Below are 18,641 nucleotides of genomic sequence, written 5' to 3'. Positions count from 1 at the left end.
CCTCAACGGGAAACGAGTTGGAACTCATGGGTGATGAGCGCCTCCAGCTCCTGGTCCGACATGCCCTGAATCTCCTGGGCGTGCGGAATGGGAGGTGGGGACGAGGAGGGCGGGAGGTGCGGAGTCGCCACGGGCTCGGGTGGTGGGAGCACTCCCAGCACGTCGCGTCCCAGGTGCTCCACCAGCGCGTCGATGCGTGGGAAGTCGAAGACGAGCGTCGAGCGCAGCGGGCGCTCGAGGCTCGTGGACAGCCGGTTTTTCAGCTCGACCGCCGTGAGCGAGTCCATGCCCAGGTCGAACAGGCGGTGGTCTCCATCGACGGCGTCCAGGCTGCTCATCCCCAGCACGCGCGCGAGCTGGCTCCGGACGTGCTCGTCCAGCAGCACCCGTCGCTCGTGCACGGAGGCGACCTGGAGGCGTGCCAGCAGGCCCTCTCGCGCTGGCTGCTCCGGCTCCGCCTTCGTCTCGGCGAGCAGTCGCGACAGATAGGGACTGGCGCCGACCTTCCGTGCGAACTCCGACCAGACGATGGGCATGACACCCAGCTGCGCGGCCCCGGACGCGAGGATGCGTTCGAGCAGCTCCAGGCCTCGCTCGGGGCTGATGGTGCTCATGCCCAGCTCGCCCATGCGCGTGCCCGCCTCCGCGCGGTTCGCGGCGCCGACTCCCTCCCACGCGCCCCAGGCGATGCAGGTGCAAGGCAGTCCGAGGGCCTGGCGATGGTGGGCCAAGGCATCGAGGAAGGTGTTGGCGGCCGTGTGGTTCGCCTGTCCCCAGGCTCCCAGCAGCGACGTCGCCGAGCCGTAGATGACGAAGAGGTCGAGGGGCTTTGTCCGGGTGAGCACATGGAGGTTCCAGGCTCCGTCGACCTTCGGCGCGAGCACCGTGGCGAAGCGCTCCCAGCTCAGTCCCGAGAGGACGCCATCCTCCAGCACACCCGCGGAGTGGAAGACGCCTCGCAGCGGCGGAAGGCGCCGCTCCAGCTCGGCCAGTGCCTGTGTGAGCGACTCTTCGCGCGAGACGTCGCACGGCAGGGCCAGCACGGTGGCTCCTCGCGCCGTGAGCTCCGCCATCGCCGTCCGGGCTTCGGGTCCCGGCGGCCTGCGCGAGAGGAGCGCGAGGTGGCGTGCTCCCCGCTCAACGAGCCAGCGTGCCGTCAGCAGACCCAGTCCACCGAGCCCACCCGTGATGAGGTACGTGGCATCGGGGCGGATGGAGACGGTGTGCGTTGGCGCGAGCTGGCCGGCGCGCACGAGGCGGGCCACCCTGCGCTCCGCGCCTCTCAGCGCGAACTCCTGCTCGTCGCTCGGGTCCAGCACCGCGTCGAGCAACGCCTCGGGCTCGGAGGTCGTCGGCGTGTCTTCCAGGTCGATGATGCGGCAACGCAGCTCCGGATGCTCACGGGCAATCACGCGGGCCAGCCCCCAGAGCGTCGACTGCGCCACCCCTGGCACCGCGCCGCCCGCGGGCTGGGCTCCTCTCGTGATGAGCGTCAGGGGTGGAGGCGGTGACTGCGTTCCCTGCGTGAGCGCCTGGACGCACTGCAAGACGCTGCCGCAGCCTGCCTTCGAGGCTTCGCGCAGTTGTTGCGTGGACAGGTGGGCGGCGGACGTTCCATCCAGCGACCACAGGTGGATGACGCCCCGAACGTTGGCGACCTTGGCTTGGAACAGGGCAAGGGAGGCGGCGGAACGAGGGTCGATGTCGGACCCCGTCTCGTGAACGAGGAAGCACTCGCCTCCCTGGGCCTGGAGCTGATGGGCCAGCGCCTGACCCACGCCCCCTCGGTCCGCGAGGATGAGCCATGCTCCGGCCGCGCGAGTCTCCTTCGGAGTTCGAGGCGTCTGCGCGACGATGACGGCCTGCTGTCCCAGGAGGGGCGGAAGAGTGTCGCTCGGAGATGCGATGTCCGCGTGAGCGAAGCCTTCTTCATCGAGCACTTCACACCAACGTGCTGGTGGCAGAAGCGGGCAGTCGGTGCGCAGGGCGGTGTCCTCGAAGCGCCACCAGCCGTCCGTGAGCCCGAAGGTGAGGTCCACCCAGCGCAGCGCGACGGTCCCTTCCAGCAGGACAAGTGTGCCTCCCGGTGCCAACAGCTCGCGAAGGTTGCGCAGGGTTCGTCGCGCATCCCGCGTCGCGTGCACCACGTTCGATGCGAGCACCAGGTCGAAGCGCTTGTTGCCGACCGGAGTCCGCTCGACGTCCAGCACCTCGTAACGGACGAAGGGAAAGTCCGTGAAGCGCTCCGCTGCCCGCTCCGTGAAGAACGCGGAGACATCCGTGAAGAGGTAGTCGCTCCGCTCGGCGGGAAGTCGCGGCAGTACCCAGGCCGTGGTTTCACCTGTCCCCGCGCCGACCTCCAGGATGCGCAGCCGACGCTCGGGTGGTGCGCCCGCGAGCGCGCGCGTGACGACCTGCTGCGCGACGGTGTTCATCATTCGGATGACCGGAGTGCCTCGGTAGAGTTCCGCCACCGCGTCTGGATTGCCATCGGGGAAGAGCAGCTCGAGCGCGTCGCGCTCTCCACGAAGCACGGCCGCGAGCTCCATTCCGCAGCGCTCCAGCATCGCGAGCTGGGCCCGTGTGGAAGACGAGTCCTCCTCGGAGATGGGCAGTTGCTCCGCTCGTGCGTGCGGGAGCTCCTGGAGGACATGCCAGCCCTCGTTGGTGCGCTCCAGGATGCCTTCCTCGGAGAGAATGGCGAGCAGTCGCCCGAGCAGTCGCTGATGGGGCGGGGCGACCCGGAGCCGCTCCGCCAGCTCGCGGGTGCTGAAGCGCTGGCCGGGCCCGAAGCCCGCTCCCAGCCGGTGGAACGCGGCGAGGATGTAGCCGAGGCTCGCTGCTTCGAGCCGCCCGAGGACCGCCGTGTACCGCGTGACGTCGTCCTCGGGGATGATGGAGCCCAAGCCCTCGCGCACGGCGTCACCGAGGATGCGCGGCGCGGGGATGAAGTCGGCTTCGGCGTCGACCTGGGGCGCAAGAGGCCAGTCGACTGTGTAGAGCCAGTCGGAGGCGGGCTGTCCTCCCAGGAAGGCCTCGCGCCGTGCGAGGCGCAGCTCCAGGCCCTCGACGACGACGAGCACCCGGCCGTCTTCCGCGCGGAGGCACGCGTCGACCTGGAGGCGACCCTTTCCGAGAGAGGGGCGCTCTTGCGTCTCGCAGAAGGCGGCTTCGCGGGGTGCCTCGTGGACCGTCAGTCGCTCCAGGCCCACGGGCAGCCACGCCTCGCCCTCCACTGCGTCACCGAAACCGACACTCAGCGCCTGGAGACAGGCATCCAGCAGGGCAGGGTGCAGGACGTAGTTCCCCGCTCGATTCGGAAGGACGACATGCGCACCCCCTCCGCGCTCGGTGCGCCAGAGCGACTGGATGGAACGGAAGAGTGGGCCGAGCGCCAGGCCATGCTCGCGGGTCCGCTGGTAATGGGACTCGACGGAGAGCAGGGCTTCTCGCGCGGGAGGAACGACGACAGTGGCCTCGGGGCGGCGCGTGTCCTCGCGACGAACCTTGCACGTGACGTGGAGGCGCCACGCACCCTCGGCTCGGCTGAAGATGCGCACCCCACGACGCCCCGGACCTTCGGGCGCGAGCACGGTGTGCACCACGATGGTGCCCTCTTCGGGAAGCAAGAGCGGCTGGGAGAGCTCCAGCGCCTCCACGCGCAGGGCTCCCTCGCCAAGAGTCCTCTGTCCGGCCGCGAGCGCCAGCTCGATGAAGGCCGTGGCGGGGACCACCGCGCGCCCGAAGACGCGATGCTGTCCCAGCAGTGGTGGCGAGGCAGGTCCCAGGTGTGCCTCGAAGTGGGCGTCCTCAGGACCCTGCACGGGTGAGTGCAGCCGATGTCCCAACAGGGGATGCGTCGTCGTTGCCGCGCTGGAGGCTGGCGTGCGGCCGGACCGGAACTGGAAGGTCTCCTCCTTGAGCCAGTAGCGGCGGCGCTCGAAGGGGTACGTCGGCAGGGTGATTCGGCTCCGGGCTCCACGGGCTTCGAGCCCCGCCCACCGCACGGGCGCGCCGCGCACATGAAGCCGCGCCAGTGTCTCCATGAGTCCGCGTGAATCGGACGAGCCTTTCAGCAGGCTGGGCAGGTACAGGCCCCCGTCGTTTGGCAGGTTGCTCTTCGCCAGGTCGAGCAGCGCCGACCCCGGGCCCACCTCCAGGAAGACCTCGCAGCCGGTGGCACGAAGCGCGCGCATTCCGTCCGCGAAGCGCACCGGGCTGCGCACGTGCCCGACCCAGTGGTCAGGTCGAGTGACCTCCGAGCCCATGGCCCGGCCCGTCACGCTGGAGATGAAGGTGACCCGAGGGTCCGTCGTCCGAAGCCTCGCGGCGACGGCTCCGAGGCCCTGCAGCATCGGCTCCATCAGCGGGGAGTGGAACGCGTGAGACACGTCGAGGAGCCGGGACCCGGTGCCTTCCGCGAAGATGGCGGCCATATGCCCCTCGTCCATGAGGGACTGCATGATCCGGCCTCGCTCTGCGACGAGCGTCAGCCCGTCCTCCAGCGAGAAGACTCCGGCGGCACACGCCGCGGCGAGCTCACCGACGCTGTGACCCATGACCGCCGCGGGCTCGATGCCGAAGGACTTCCACAGCTCGACCAGCGCGTACTGGAGCGCGAAGAGCGCGGGCTGCGCGTAGGCGGTTCGGGACAGCGGCGCGGACCCCGCGTCCTCGTCGAAGAGCACCGAGAGGAGGGAGCGCTCCATGCGCGACGCGAGGACGGCGTCACAGCGCTCCAGCGCCTCGCGGAAGCGCGGCTCGGAGGCGAACAACTCCTTGCCCATTCCCGCGTACTGGGCGCCTTGGCCGCTGAAGAGGAAGGCGATGCGCGGAGGCTCGTCCGGGACGACTCCTCGGATGACGGACTCCCTGTGCTGGAGCTGGCTCGTGAACTCCCCGGTGTTCCGGGCGATGAACGCGGCACGGTGACGGAAGTGGGTGCGTCCGCTGTTCGCGGTGGCGGCCACCTGGGCGAGCGGCAGCTCAGGATGCCGAGCGAGGTGTCGGTGATACTGCTCGACCTGAGCTTCAAGGGCCTCCGGTGAGGCGCCAGACAGCGTCAGGAGCGTCCAGGGGCGCTCGGGAGCGGTGAACTGTTCATCTCGGGCGGGGGCCTGTTCCACGATGACGTGGGCGTTCGTTCCCGAGAAGCCGAAGGAGCTGACTCCACCGATGCGCCGGCCATCGATGAGCGGCCAGGGAGTCGGCTCCGTCACGACGCGCACCCCGAGGGAGTCCCAGGCAATGCGCGGGTTGGGCGTGGTGAAGTGGAGGTGGGGCGGGAGGGTGCCGTCCTCAAGCGCGAGCACCAGCTTCATCAAGCCCGCGATGCCGGCCGCTGCCTCCAGATGCCCGATGTTGGGCTTCACGGAGCCAATCAACAGAGGGGCTTCTGGCGCGCGCCCCGTCGACAGCACGGCGCCCAGGGCCTCCACCTCGATGGGGTCTCCGAGCGAGGTGCCCGTGCCATGTGCCTCGACGAAGCCGACCTGCTTCGGTGCGAGGTCGGCCTGCTCCAGGGCCCGGCGGATGACCGCCTCCTGCGCGGAGCCGTTCGGCACGGTGAGTCCCGCGCTGCGACCGTCCTGGTTGACCGCCGAGCCTCGGATGACCGCGAGGATTCGATGGCCTGCTCGCTGAGCGTCGGACAGTCGCTCGAGCACGACCACTCCGCAGCCCTCTCCCCGCACCACTCCATCCGCAGCCGCGTCGAACGTCTTGCAGCGCCCGTCCGGCGCGAGCATGCGCGTGCGCGACTCAATCATCGCGAGGATGGGTGCGAGCATCAGACTCACGCCGCCCGCGAGCGCCAGGTTGCACTCGCCCAAGCGCAGTGACTGACAGGCGAGGTGGACCGCGACCAGGGACGACGAGCAGGCTGTGTCCACCGAGAGCGCGGGCCCTCGCAAGCCAAGGACATACGAGAGTCGCCCCGCCGCCACGCTCAGCGCCGTGCCCGAGCCCGTGTAGGCGTCGATGGACTCCGGCGCGCTCGTGGACATCTCGAAGTAGTCGTGACTGGCGACGCCCACCATCACCCCGGTCGCGCTTCCCATCAGCGAGTCCGGTGCCACACCTGCTCGCTCCAGCGCCTCCCAGCTCACTTCGAGCAGCAGCCGTTGCTGCGGGTCCATCCGCGCGGCCTCGCGTGGGCTGATGCCGAAGAAGGCCGCGTCGAAATGGTCTGGCTGGTCGATGAAGCAGCCCTTGCGCGCGGTCAGGGCACCTTGCGCATCCGGATCCGGGTCATGGAGCGCTTCCGCATCCCAGCGCTCGACGGGCACGTCGCGCACGGCGTCGCGCCCCGAGGCCAGCAGCTCACGAAAGGCTTCGGGACTCGTGGCCCCTCCGGGGAAGCGGCAGCTCATTCCGATGATGGCAATGGGCTCGCGCTGGCCTCGCTCCAGGGTGCGGAGCTTGGACTCCGTTTCCTCCAGCTTGCGCAGTGCGCGCCGCAGGAGGGCTTCCTGACCGCCACTGGGAATTGATGTGCTCATCTAGCCCATGTCCTCGAGCTTTCGCTCCAACCGGCGGACCACTTCGTCGAGCGGCAACTCCTCGCCGGCTGCCTCCTGTGAGCGGGGTGTCGCCGAGGCGAGTCGCAGTACTTCGGTGGCGAGATACGTGGAGAGTTGGTCGACGCTCGGGTGTTTGAAAACCACGACGGATGGCAGCGTGCAGGGCAGCGAGGCCTGGAGGCGGTTGCGAATCTCCAACGAGCCGAGCGAGTCCAGGCCGAGATCGAACAGTCCCCGGTCGACGCCGACGGCGGATGGAGTCAGGCCCAGGACCGCGGCCACCTGCTCACGCACGTGAGCCCGCAGGAGCGGCTGTTGCTCCGACGCTGGCGCGGCCTCGATTCGCTGGCGGACACCCTGTTGCGCGGTGCCGCTCTTCCGGAGGGAGTCACCTCGGCTGACAAGCTCCATGAGGAACGTGGAGGACGCAGTGCCGCTGAGTTGCTTCCAGTCGATGGGCACGACAGCGATGTTGGGACGCGCGTGTGTCCACAGCCGGTGCAGCGCGGTGAGGCCGTGTAGCGGTGAGAGCAGGCCGAGTCCCTGCCTGCGCAGGCGCTCCGCGAAGACGTCGCTCGCGGCCGTGCCCTCTCCGGACCATGGGCCCCAGGCGATGCTCAGGCCCGGCAAGCCGAGCGCACGGCGGTGTCGCGCGAGGCCATCCAGGAAGGCATTCGCCGCGGCGTAGTTCGCCTGCCCCGCGTTCCCGAGCAGGGAGGACACCGAGGAGAACAGCACGAAGAAGTCGAGCGCGTGTCCCAGGGTCGCGGTGTGGAGATTCCATGCCCCCTGGACCTTGGGGGCAAGGACCTGGGCGAAGGACTCCCACGACTGTGTCCGCAGCGGCCCGTCGTGGACGGCGCCCGCCGCGTGCACGACGCCTCGAAGTGGCGGGAGCAAGCGGCGCACCTCGTCGAGCGCCGCACTCACGCTCTCCGAACGGCTCACATCCGCTTCGAGGCAGAGGATTCGCGCGCCCGCGGACCGGAGCGCGGTGATTCCCGCGTCTTCATCGGAGGGCACGTGTCTGCCCAGGAGGGCCAGGGAACGCGCGCCCCGGTCGACCATCGACTGCGCGACGAGACGACCCAGGCGCCCGAAGCCTCCGGTGATGAGGTAGGTGGCATCGGGACGCAGTGCGACCTCCGCGCGAGAAGCCTCCGCGACGCGCAGCCGTGCGACCTGTCGTGACCCACCTTCGAGCCGGACCTGTGCCTCCTGGCTCTCACAGCGAAGCTCCGCGAGGAGTTCACGGCTCGCCTCGGGCCCTGCCGACGGCGTGAGGTCTATCCGCCGACAGCCAAGCTCCGGATGCTCCAGGGCGATGACCTGCCCCAGTCCCCACAGCATCGAGCCGGTGCCAGGATTGCCTTTCTGGACTCCTCGCGTGACGAGCTGGAGGACCGGAGGGGGTTCGTTCCGCGCGACCAACGCCTGGACGAGATGGAGCACGCCACCACAGGTCCGGTGAAGGTCCTCACCCAGCGCCCCCGTCTGGAGTGCCTGGTCGGACGGCGCGTCGAGTGAGCCCAGGTGGATGACCTGTCGCAACGGTCGCTCCCCATGGGCCAGCTCCGCCAGCAACCGAGTGAAGTGCTCTGGGTTCGTGGGGTCGAGCTGGAAGCGATGGGCTTCCTGTCGCTCGTAGTGAGGGCCGACGCGGGCGATGACGCAGGCGTCTCGTTCATCCTCTTCCACGCGTGCTCGGAGGGCCTCGGCGACGCCCTGTTCGTCCGCGATGAGGAGCCATGTCGAGGGGCGATGGGTGACTTCGCTGACGGGACGAGGTTGCTCGCGCCACGCGGGCTCATAGAGCGCGTCCTCGAGCCCCGGCCGTGCGCCTTGGAGGAAGGCTTCTCCCCGGACGCGCTTGAGCTCGAAGCCCTCGACGCGGAGCACTTCGTCGCCTGCCTCGTCGTAGACGAAGACGTCCGTCAGGAGGGGCGAGCGGGGGATGACCCGACTCACCAACCTGTTGGGCAGTGACGCTCGGTGGACGCGCACCCGGCCGAAGCTCGCGGGCAGCATCCATTCGCCTTCCTTCAGCTCCGGGCCCACCGCGCCGATGAGCTGGAGGCATGCATCGAGCACGGCGGGATGGACGTGATGGGGCTTGGGCTCGTCGCGCAGTTGCTCCGGGACTTCGATGCGTGCGCAGGCTCCCGCGTCGTCACTCCACAGCTCGACGAGGCCTCGGAACGACTCTCCAAACTCCGCCCCGAGCTTTCGAGCCCGCGTGTAGTGCGCTTCTCCAGGCTGCGTCCCGAGGCCTGAAGGCTGAAGGAGTGAGGCTTCGAGCCGTGTCGGCACCAGGGTCTCGGCGCCTGTCGGCCGGACCTTGCCGGAGGCATGGCGTATCCACCGGGACTCTCCCTCGTGGGTCTCCTCGCGTCGGAAGACCTCGATGGAGAGCACCTGCTCGCCCGTGGTTCTCACCACGGTCTGGAGCGTGACTTCACCTTGCTCCGGCAGGATGAGGGCCTGTTCGAGCGCCAGGTCCTCGACGACGAGGGCTTGATTCGGAAGGGCGACCGCGCCGGCCGCGAGGGCCAGCTCCAGATACGCCGTGCCGGGCAGCAGGGCCGTTCCGAGCGCGCGGTGGTCGCCCAGATAGGAGGGCGAGGTGGCACCGACTCGCGACTCGAACAACAGCTCTCCCGGCTGCAGGGTCGCCGCCGCCACGCGTGCTCCGAGCAGCGGATGTGTGGTCCGGGTGTCGTCGCGGCGCGCGGTGCTGCGGGGACCGGCCTCGTCGGACCAGAAACGCTGTCGCTCGAACGGGTACGTGGGAAGCGCCACGCGTCGGCGTGCCTCCGCCTGCTCGTAGCCGCGCCAGCTCACCGGTGCGCCGTGCGTGTAGAGCGCCGCCAGGCACTCCAGCAACTGGTGCCAGTCTTCATGTCCCTTGCGCAGGCTCGACAACCACTGTGCCTGGGCCACGGGCAGACACTCGCGCCCCATCCAGACCAGGGTCGGCTTCGGGCCGATCTCCAGGAACACCTGCGTCCCCTGTTCGGCCAGGGTCCGCATCCCCTCCGCGAGTTGCACGGGCTCACGCAGGTGCCGCACCCAGTACTCGGGCGTCGCGACCTCTGCTCCCGCGAGCCGGCCCGTCAGGTTCGAGATGAGGGCCCGCGTGGGCGAACGGTAGGTGACCGTCCGCGCGACCTTCTCGAAGGCCGGCAGCATCGGGTCCATCAGGTGCGAGTGGGCCGCGCGCGAGGCCTCCAGCTTCTTGACCTCGATGCCCTGCGCCACCAACTCGTCCGTGAGCTGCCGCACGGCGGGTCCTTCACCGGAAACGACCACGTTCTGGGGCGCGTTGATGGAGCCGATGGACGCGCGTCCACCATGCTTCGTCAGGGCTTCGCGGACGCGAGCCTCGTCCGCGAGGACGACGATGGTCTCGCCCTCCAGCGCGAGCTGCTCCATGAGCCGTCCGCGCGCCGCGACCAGTCGCACGGCATCTTCCAGCGAGAAGATACCCGCGTTGAGCGCGGCGACGTACTCGCCCAGGCTGTGTCCCAGGACGGCGTCAGGCTCGATGCCCCACGAGCGCCACAGCTCCGTCAGCGCGTACTCCACCGCGAAGATGGCGGGCTGGGCGTAGGCCAGCTCCGTGAGTCGGTGGGACTCGCTCCCGTACAGCACTGCGAGCAGAGGTGTTTCGAGTTCCGTGCGAAGCAGCGCCGCCACCCGCTCCAGAGCCTCGCGGAACACGGGACTCGTGTCATGGAGCGCTCGCCCCATGCCCTCGTACTGCGCTCCGTGGCCGGTGAAGAGGAACGCGATGCGAGGGGGCTGATCGGACTGTGCCTGACCTCGGGACACACCCGGTGCCAGGACCCCATCGAGGCTCGCTCGCAGTCGCTCCCGCAGCTCCTCGGCGGTGCGTCCCACGACGGCCAGTCGATGGGAGAAGTGCGACCGGACCAGGCCCGCCGTGTAGCAGATGTCCGCGAGCTCGGAGTCCGAGGCGCTCGCGAGGAAGCTCTCGAAGCGTCGGCCCAGGGCTTCGAGTGCGCGAGGACTGCGCGCTGAAAGCGGCAGCACATGGACGGGGCGTCGGGACGGCGAGGTGTCACGCCTGGGCGCTGCTTCAAGCACGACGTGCGCGTTCGTCCCGCCCACGCCGAATGAACTCACACCCGCGCGACGCGGATGCGGACCCTCCGGCCACGGCTGGAGCCGCGCGTTGACGTAGAACGGGGTCTGCTCGAAGCCGATGGCGGGATTCGGGCGCTCGAAGTGGAGGGTGGGCGGGATGAGCCCTCGCTCCACGGTCAGCGCGGCCTTGATGAGCCCCGCCACGCCCGCCGCGGTGTCCAGGTGGCCGAAGTTGGACTTGGCCGAGCCCACCACGCAGAAGCCCTTCGCCGGAGTTCCCAGCCGGAAGGCCTGGGTGAGCGCGGCGATCTCCATCGGGTCTCCGAGCGGCGTCCCCGTGCCGTGCGCCTCGATGTAGCCGACCGTCTCCGGAGGGATGCCCGCCATCGCCTGGGCGCGAGCAATCACCTCCGCCTGTCCGTCGCGATTCGGCGCGGAGAAGCCGACCTTGTCCCCACCGTCGTTGTTCACCGCCGCGCCGAGGATGACGGCGTGGATGGCGTCACCGTCGGCGAGCGCCTCATCGAGCCGCTTGAGCACCACGACCCCCGCGCCGCTCGCGGGGAGAATGCCTTGCGCCTGGGAATCGAAGGGGCGGCAGTGGCCGTCAGGGGAGAACATCCCGGAGCCGGGCTCCGCGAGATATCCCAGGTGGTGGGGCACCTTGATGGAGACTCCGCCCGCGAGGGCCATCTCGCAGTCGCGGTTCCACAGGGACTGGCAGGCGAGCGTCACCGCGACGAGCGACGTCGAGCAGGCCGTCTGCAGCGTGATGCTGGGGCCCGTGAGGTTGAGCTTGTAGGAGACCTGTGTGGCGACGAAGTCCTTGTCGTTGCCGAACAGCCGCTGGAAGTAGGGCAGGGGCTGGGTGAGGTCGAGCTCGGGATAGATGTAATTGCTCAGGCTCTTGCCGGCGAAGACGCCGACCTTCTTCCCTGTCGCGTCAGGGCGGTAGCCCGCGCGCTCCAGTGACTCCCACACGCATTCGAGGAACAGCCGTTGCTGCGGGTCGGTGAGCAGCGCCTCGCGAGCGGTGAGCCCGAAGAAGTCCGCGTCGAAGCCGGCGATGTCGTCGAGGACGGCGCCCGCCTTCACGTAGTGCGGATTGCCAATCATCTCCCGGGCAAGGCCCTGCGCCCGCAACTCCTCGTCCGTGAAGAAGCGCACCGACTCGACACCCTCGACGAGGTTCTTCCAGTACGCCTCCACATCAGGCGCGCCCGGGAGCCGTGCGCTCATGCCGATGATGGCGATGGGGCTTCGCTCGAGGGTGTCCGCGCGGGCCTGGGTCACCCGCTCGGAGGGGGCGCCGGAGTCTCCGCGTCGCACCCGTCCCAGGTGCGCGGCCAGCGCGGCGAGGTTCGCGTTCTGGAACAGCTCCACGGTGGGGATGTCGGCGCCCAGCTCCTGTCGGATGCGGGCGTTGATGCGGACCAGGTGGACGGAGTTGGCGCCCAGCTCGAAGAAGTTCTTCCTCCGCTCCACCTCTGGGAGTTGAAGGACGTCGCGGACGATGGCGGCCAGCGCGGCCTCGGCTTCGTGCGCGGGCGCTCCGTCATCGGTACGCGATTCGGTGAGGACTCGCAGGGCCTCCGGTCTGGGCAGCGCGGCGCGGTCCACCTTGCCCGTGGGGCCGAGCGGGAGCTGCTCCAGGAACACCACGATGGAGGGGACCATGTGGTCCGCGAGGCGCTCCCCGAGGAAGCGTCGCAACGGCTCCTGAGACAGCGTGGCGCCCGCGCGTCGCACCACGTAGGCGAGGAGGCGAGGCGCGTGGCGGTCTCCATCCGCCACGACGACAGCGGCGGAGACTTCCGGGTGGAGTCGGAGCGCGGCCTCGATTTCACCGGGCTCGACGCGATGGCCGAGGATGGAGAGCTGGAAGTCGACGCGTCCCAGAATCTCGACGGTGCCGTCCGGCAGCAGTCGTCCCAGGTCGCCCGTGCGGTACAGGCGCTCGCCCGTCACGGGGTGGGTGACGAACCGCTCTCTCGTGCGGGCCTCGTTGCGCCAGTAGCCCTGGGCCACGCCGACGCCCGAGCAGCACAGCTCGCCGGGGACCCACAGGGGACGCTCCCTGAGCGTCTCGTCCATGACGTGGTAGCGGGTGTCCGCGATGGGCCGGCCGTAGGGGATGCTCTTCCAGTCGGGGTCAACCTTCCCGATGGGGAACCAGATGTTCCAGAGGCTCGTCTCGGTGGGCCCACCCACGCTGACGGGCTGCACACCCGGCACGAGCGCGCGGAGTCGCTCCGGCAGGTCCAGGGGAATCCAATCGCCGCCCATGAAGGCGAGGCGCAGCGCGGGAGCGAGCGGCTCGGGACGCCCGCTGGCGTGGGCCAGGAGCATCTCCATCATTCCAGGGACCGAGTTCCAGACGGTGATGCGCTCGGTGCGCAGAAGCTCTGCCCAGCGCGCGGGCTCCTTCCGCGCCGTGGCCTCGCAGAAGACGATGGCGCCGCCCGCCGACAGCATCCCGAACACGTCGAACATCGACATGTCGTGGTGCAGGGCCGTCAGCGCCAGGACCCGGTCCTCTGGACCGATGGAGAACTCGCGCAGCGTCTCGTCGAGCGCGTGTACGAGCCCTCGGTGCGCGAGCATCACTCCACCGGGGCGGCCCGTGGAGCCGGACGTGTAGATGATGACCGCGAGGTCATCCGCGCCCTGAACCGGGGCCACTGGCAACGCAAAGCCAGAGGTCGGCTCCAGGGGATCCACCGTGAAGCGTCGTGGGGTGGCGGGCCATTCGAGCCGCGGCTCCAGCCATGGCTGGGTGACGAGGTGCTCACAGGTGCTGTCCTCGAGGAGCTGCTTCAAGCGCTCCCCGGGAACACCCGCGTCGATGGGGAGATAGGGCGCGCCGGCGATGGAGCAGGCGAGGGCGGCCACCACCTGCTCCCAGCCCTTCTCCATCACCACGGCCACGGGGTGGTTCTTCCGCGCGCCCGCCTGGCTGAGCGCGTGGGCGAGCGCGGTGCTCCTCTGCAGCAGCTCGCCGTAGCTCAGCGTGCGTCCGGGGGCGATGACCGCGGGCCGGTCGGGTTGTGCGGTGGCCTGCTCCACGAAGCGCGAGTGCAACAGGCGTTCGGAGCGTTCGCCGTCACGCCGTGGTCCGGCCGCGACCTGGGGCGTGGACAGGCGAAGGGGCTTTTCGTGGACGACGTCGGGCTCGTCCACGAGCCGGTCGATGAGCCGCTGGTAGGACGCGAACATCGCGTCGAGGAGGCCCGGAGCGAACAGCTCATCCGCGGCGTCCCAGTTGTAGAACACGCCGCCGTCCTGGAAGACGAGCTGGTGGTCAATCCATACTTGCGGCGTCTGCGTGACGGAGTGGACGACACGGCCGAAGGCGCGGCCCAGGTGGTCCACCCAGCAGGAGTCCCAGCCCTCGACGCCGCTGGCGAAGCTGGTGAGCACCACGGGCATCAACGCGCCGCTGATCTTCCCGCGCTCGCGGAACATCTGGCGGAGGATATCCACCCCGCCGATGTAGCGGTGCTCCAAGTCCCTGAAGAGCTGCTCCTGGAGCGCTCGGGCCCGCTGCTGGAAGGTGCCGCCCGCGCGGTGGTCCACCTCGACGAGCAGGAACGAGGAGAAGGTCCCCACCATCTTCCCCACGTCCTCGTGCAGGGGAAGTCGGTTGTAGAGCGGCACGTTGAGCGTGAAGTGCGGGCTCTTGCTGAAGTGGGCGATGACCTCCGCGTAGCAGGCGAGCAGCAGCCCCGTGGGCGTGAGCTGAAGCTCGCGTGCGCGCTCCACCAGGCGCTCCCAGCGTGCTCGCTCGATGCGGGCTTCACGGCGCACGAAGTGCGGATGACGGGGCGCACCCACCTGCTGGACCCTGGGCAGGTCGGGCGCGGGGGGCAGGGTGGCAATCCTTCCGCGCCAGTAATCCACCGAGCGACGGTAGAGCTCCGTCTCCTGGAGGGCGCGGGTGGCCAGGACGTAGTCGCGGAACGACTGTCCATGCTCGCGCGGATCCAGCGTCGCGTCCGGGTTGGCGTAGAGCTGGATGAGCTCCCGGAAGAGGACCTGCACGCTCCACGAGTCGACGAAGGTGCAGTCGATGCTGAAGTAGAGCCGGTGGCCTTCCTCCAGCCGCACCGCGCGAATCTCGAACAGGGGCCAGGTGTCGAGCGGCAGGATTTGCTGCGCCAGCCGCTCGCGGTGGGCGTCCAGGCGACGCTGACGTTCCTCCGGGGACAGCGCGCGGTAGTCCTCGACGGCCACTTCGTAGTCGGGGACGTCGCGGAGGATGCGCTGCGTCCCGTCGGGCAGGGCGACGGCGCGGAGCATCTCGTGGCGTTGGATGAGGCGTCGCCACGCTTCACCGAAGCGCGCGGGGTCCAGCGTCTCGCTGTCTATCTCGACGTAGACGTGGATGGCCGCGCCCAGCTCGAAGTCGCCGCCACGGCCGACCCAGTAGGCCTGCTGGATGTCGGTGAGCGGGAAGGGCTCGTCCCGTTCCTCGGGGCGGCAGATGAGCGCGGGCAGCTCCGCCGCGCGTGCATCCCCCATGCTGTCGTCGAGCAGCGCGATGAGCTCCGCCTTGCGTGCGGAGAGTTCCGCGCGCAGGTCGGCGGTGAGCGCGCCTTCCGGTGCATCCACCGCGAGCCTTCCGCCCTCCACCCAGAGACGAATCCCCAGGTCGAAGAGGCGCGTGAGCAGTGCCGTCACCCCGCTGTCCCGACTCAAGTCTTCCCCTCCTCGTTGATGGTGAAGCAGGGGAAGTAGTTGGTGTGACCGGCGCGGTACGCCTCCGCCAGCTCGGGCAGCTCGTCGAAGGTGTGGATGCGCGGGCCGACGTCGGGCATCCAGCCGTGGGCCTCTCCGAAGGCCACCGCGTCCACGCCCTCCTGATAGCGCGCGTAGTGGGTGTGGATGTGCTGATGCCGGGTGATGCACTCGCGGGCGCGCAAGAGGGAGATGGACATGCCTTCCTTCCAGCCGGCGGTGGCAATCACACCCTGTCGGGCCAGGGCCTTGATGGTGGCCCGGTAGACGGGCGTGCCGATGTAGTCGAGGAACAGGTGGACCATCTCTCCGTCGGTGCGACGGGAGACCTCCGCGAGGAACCCGGCCTCCGCGGCCTGATAGCGGGCGCGGTAATCCGGGTCGGAATCCCAGCGCTCCGGCTCGTAGCTCAAGCCGCTGAAGGCGCGCCGGTCGATGACCTCCAGGCCCGCTCCTCGAATCTCATCCAGGTGCCGGTGCGCGCCGGACAGCATGACGACGCGGCAGCCCTGGAGTCTGGCGAGCGCCAGCTCCGCGAGCGTCGTTCCTCCGCCCCAACCCCAGACATGCGGCGACGGGCACTCCTGCTCCGTCATCTGGGTTCGGAAGACCGCCGAAGCGACGCGCCAGTTCGCCCACGCGGTGACATAGCGGACGCTGAATGCCGCCCACTGCGCCAGCGAGTGCCGGGTGTTCTCCGGAATGGGAATGACCTGCCGGCCCTTGAGCTTCATCAGCGTGGCCATGCAGCCCATCTGTCGCGGGGCCTCGTAGCCCAGGGCCTTCACGGTGTAGCCGTAGGCATCCGTCTCCCCGCTCGGGAACATCATCGCGAGCTGGCCGCCCTGGACCTGGGTGACGCCCTTGCCCGTCTCGAGCACCCGGACGACGCCCGCGTTGCCGAGCACGATCTCCTGCTCCTGGCGGACCTTGCAGATGTCGATGGGCTTTCGTTCGAGTGCGTGCTCGTTGTTTCCCTCCCAGCAGCCGTAGAGCGGCGCCGCGAGGACCTCGTCTTCCTGGATGGCGTCGACGGTGACGCGCGTGCGCGTCAGTCGGGCGCGCCGTGGCTCATCGGTGCCACCCTCGCGGATGACCCAGGCGTCGGCTTGATAGCTCATGTTTGGAATCCCCCTGTGCGCGTGGTGTGGCTACAGCGTGAGAAGCTCTCGTCGCCCACCGACCGCGGGGGCTCGGGGCTCCGTCAACTGCGCGCGCAGCCACCGCGTGAGCAGCTCATCCGCCAGCACGTCCACGCTCGTCGCCTCGAAGAAGTGGGAGACGGGCATGTCGATGGACAGCTCGGTGCGGATTCGTCCCGTCAGCTCGATGAGCCGGAGCGAGTCGAGCGCGAGCTCCTGGAGGGATTGGAACGCGACGTCCGGCGTCTGTCCCCGGAGCGCGACGCGGATGACCGTGCCCCGCAGGTAATCCCTCATCAGGGCCCGGCGCTGCTCCGGCCTGGCCGCCCCCAGCGCCGCGAGCACGTCCGTGGACGGTGGCGGAAGCGGGGCCCGTGCGGGCTCCGGGGGGATGGGCTCCGGCGGCGCGTCGGCGCGGGGCACGACGAGGTCGGGCAGGAAGGCCGAGAGCGCCTGCCCCGGCGCGGACACAGCCCGGCTCAGGATGGTCTCGAAGTCGCGGAGCAGCCTCGCCGCCTCGTCGGTCTCGAAGCGCTGGCGGGAGAACTTGAGCGTGCCCGAGATGACGCCTTTCTCCTCGTGAAGCGCGAGGAACAGGTCGAAGTCACACGTGCCGCCCTCGAGCTCGACGGGAGCGACGTCGAGCTTCGTGAGCTGGAGCGGGTAGCGAGGGGTGTTCTCGAAGGCGAAGAGGGCCTGGGACAATGGCTCTCCTCCCAGGTCGACTCCGTCGAGGAGCTGCACGGGGAGATCCTGGTGCGCCAGCGCGCCCGCCACGACACCGCGCACCTGCTCCAGCAGTTGCTGGAAGCTCGGGTCCCCGCGCAGGTCCGCCGGCAACACCAGCAGGTTGACGAAGTAGCCGATGAGGCGCTCGGTCTCCGCCTGTGGCCGATTGGCGATGGGGCTGCACACGAAGTGCCGCTCCTGCCCACCGGAGTGCCGATGCAGCAGGACGTGGAACGCGGCGAGCAGCACCATGTAGATGGTGGCGCCCGCTTCCCGGGTGAACTGGAGGATGGCGTTGGAGAGCTCCGGGGAGAGCGTGATGGGCAGTCGTCCCAGCTCGCGCAGGCCCGGTGCGGTCACGTTGCCAGCCCGCGTCCGCGAGGCGAGGCGGGGGCCGTGCAGCCGTTCCTTCAGGTGCTCCCGCCAGTACGCCTGAAGCGCTTCGCGAGCGCTGCCCTGGAGCCACTTGCGCTGCCAGAGCGCATGGTCCGTGCAACGCACGTCCAGCTCCGGCAGGGGCGCGGGGCCCCCTTCGTGGAAGGCCGTGTACAGCTCCGAGAGGTCCCGGAAGAGCACGTCCTGGGACCAGCCGTCGTAGATGATGTGGTGGAAGTTGAGCAGGAGGACATGCTCCCGCGCGCCCAGGACGAACAGCGTCGCGCGGAACAGGGCCTCCCGGTGGAGGTCGAACGGGCGCCAGGCCTCCCGACTCAGTGCCTCTCGCAGCCGGGCCTCTTGTTGCTCGGGCCGTTGTGCCTCGTCGCGCAGGCTGACGGTGGGGAGCACGAAGGCGCCGGGCGCGCGGACGCGCTGGACGACCTTGCCACGGCTGGAGTCGAACGAGGTTCGCAGGGACTCGTGCCGGTGTTCGAGCGCCTCCAGGGCCAGACGCAGCGCTCGCCAGTCCAGCGGACCGGAGAGACGGAAGGCCACGGGCAGGTGGTACGCCGAGCCGCCCGGGTTCGCCTGGTCCAGGTACCACAGGCGCTCCTGCTGAAAGGACGCGGGCGGGTCCTCGATGTGCTCGCGCAGGACCAGCGGTGGAGCTTCCGAGCGCAGCGCATGCAGCTGCTGGAAGGCCCTCCAGATGTCCGGATGCATCAGTCGGTCTCCTGCCCGTCACGGCCGCGAAGCCGCGTGACGGTGAACGCCCGGATGGCCTGGAGGCTGCGGAAGTTCTCCATCACGATGTCGGGCGGACTGACGGAAATCTCGAACCGCTGCTCCAGGAAGTTGACGAGGCGGAAGATGCCCATCGAGTCGATGACTCCGCGCGCGATGAGGCTGTCGTCATCAGCCAGTCCGGAGTCCTTGGTCCGGAAGAGGAACTCCTGGTCGATGTGGGCGCGGATGATTTGCGCGACCTGCTCTTCGGTGTAGCTCGCCACTGTCTCGTTCACGGACG

General features: G+C 69.4%; 5 protein-coding genes. All 5 read right to left on the bottom strand.

The features are described from left to right. Positions 1 to 2 precede the first annotated feature (2 nt). From HUA76_RS32625 to HUA76_RS45755, 5 genes are read right to left on the bottom strand one after another with little or no spacing between them, the layout of a single operon-like run. Positions 3 to 6,500 carry a type I polyketide synthase gene (locus HUA76_RS32625; protein ID WP_174463050.1) on the bottom strand — a complete coding sequence of 2,166 codons (6,498 nt, stop codon included), beginning with the start codon at positions 6,498 to 6,500 and terminating at the stop codon, positions 3 to 5. Continuing rightward, positions 6,501 to 15,326 carry a non-ribosomal peptide synthetase/type I polyketide synthase gene (locus HUA76_RS32620; RefSeq protein ID WP_174463049.1) on the bottom strand — a complete coding sequence of 2,942 codons (8,826 nt, stop codon included), beginning with the start codon at positions 15,324 to 15,326 and terminating at the stop codon, positions 6,501 to 6,503. Further along, positions 15,323 to 16,486 (bottom strand): zinc-binding alcohol dehydrogenase family protein, encoded by a 1,164-nt coding sequence (locus HUA76_RS32615; RefSeq protein WP_174453630.1) that lies wholly within the window; start codon positions 16,484 to 16,486, stop codon positions 15,323 to 15,325. The genes HUA76_RS32620 and HUA76_RS32615 overlap by 4 nt, the downstream gene beginning before the upstream one ends. 30 nt (positions 16,487 to 16,516) lie before the next feature. Beyond that, the gene (locus HUA76_RS32610) at positions 16,517 to 18,337 is read right to left on the bottom strand and encodes a condensation domain-containing protein (protein WP_174463048.1); all 1,821 of its coding nucleotides are present in this window, start codon (positions 18,335 to 18,337) and stop codon (positions 16,517 to 16,519) included. Further along, positions 18,337 to 18,636 carry an acyl carrier protein gene (locus HUA76_RS45755; RefSeq protein ID WP_141642387.1) on the bottom strand — a complete coding sequence of 100 codons (300 nt, stop codon included), beginning with the start codon at positions 18,634 to 18,636 and terminating at the stop codon, positions 18,337 to 18,339. The genes HUA76_RS32610 and HUA76_RS45755 overlap by 1 nt, the downstream gene beginning before the upstream one ends. Positions 18,637 to 18,641 lie beyond the last annotated feature (5 nt).

The organism is Myxococcus sp. CA056, assembly GCF_013336715.1.
GTDB classification, from domain to species: Bacteria; Myxococcota; Myxococcia; order Myxococcales; family Myxococcaceae; genus Myxococcus; species Myxococcus llanfairpwllgwyngyllgogerychwyrndrobwllllantysiliogogogochensis.
This window is presented reverse-complemented; position numbering and strand designations above follow the sequence as displayed.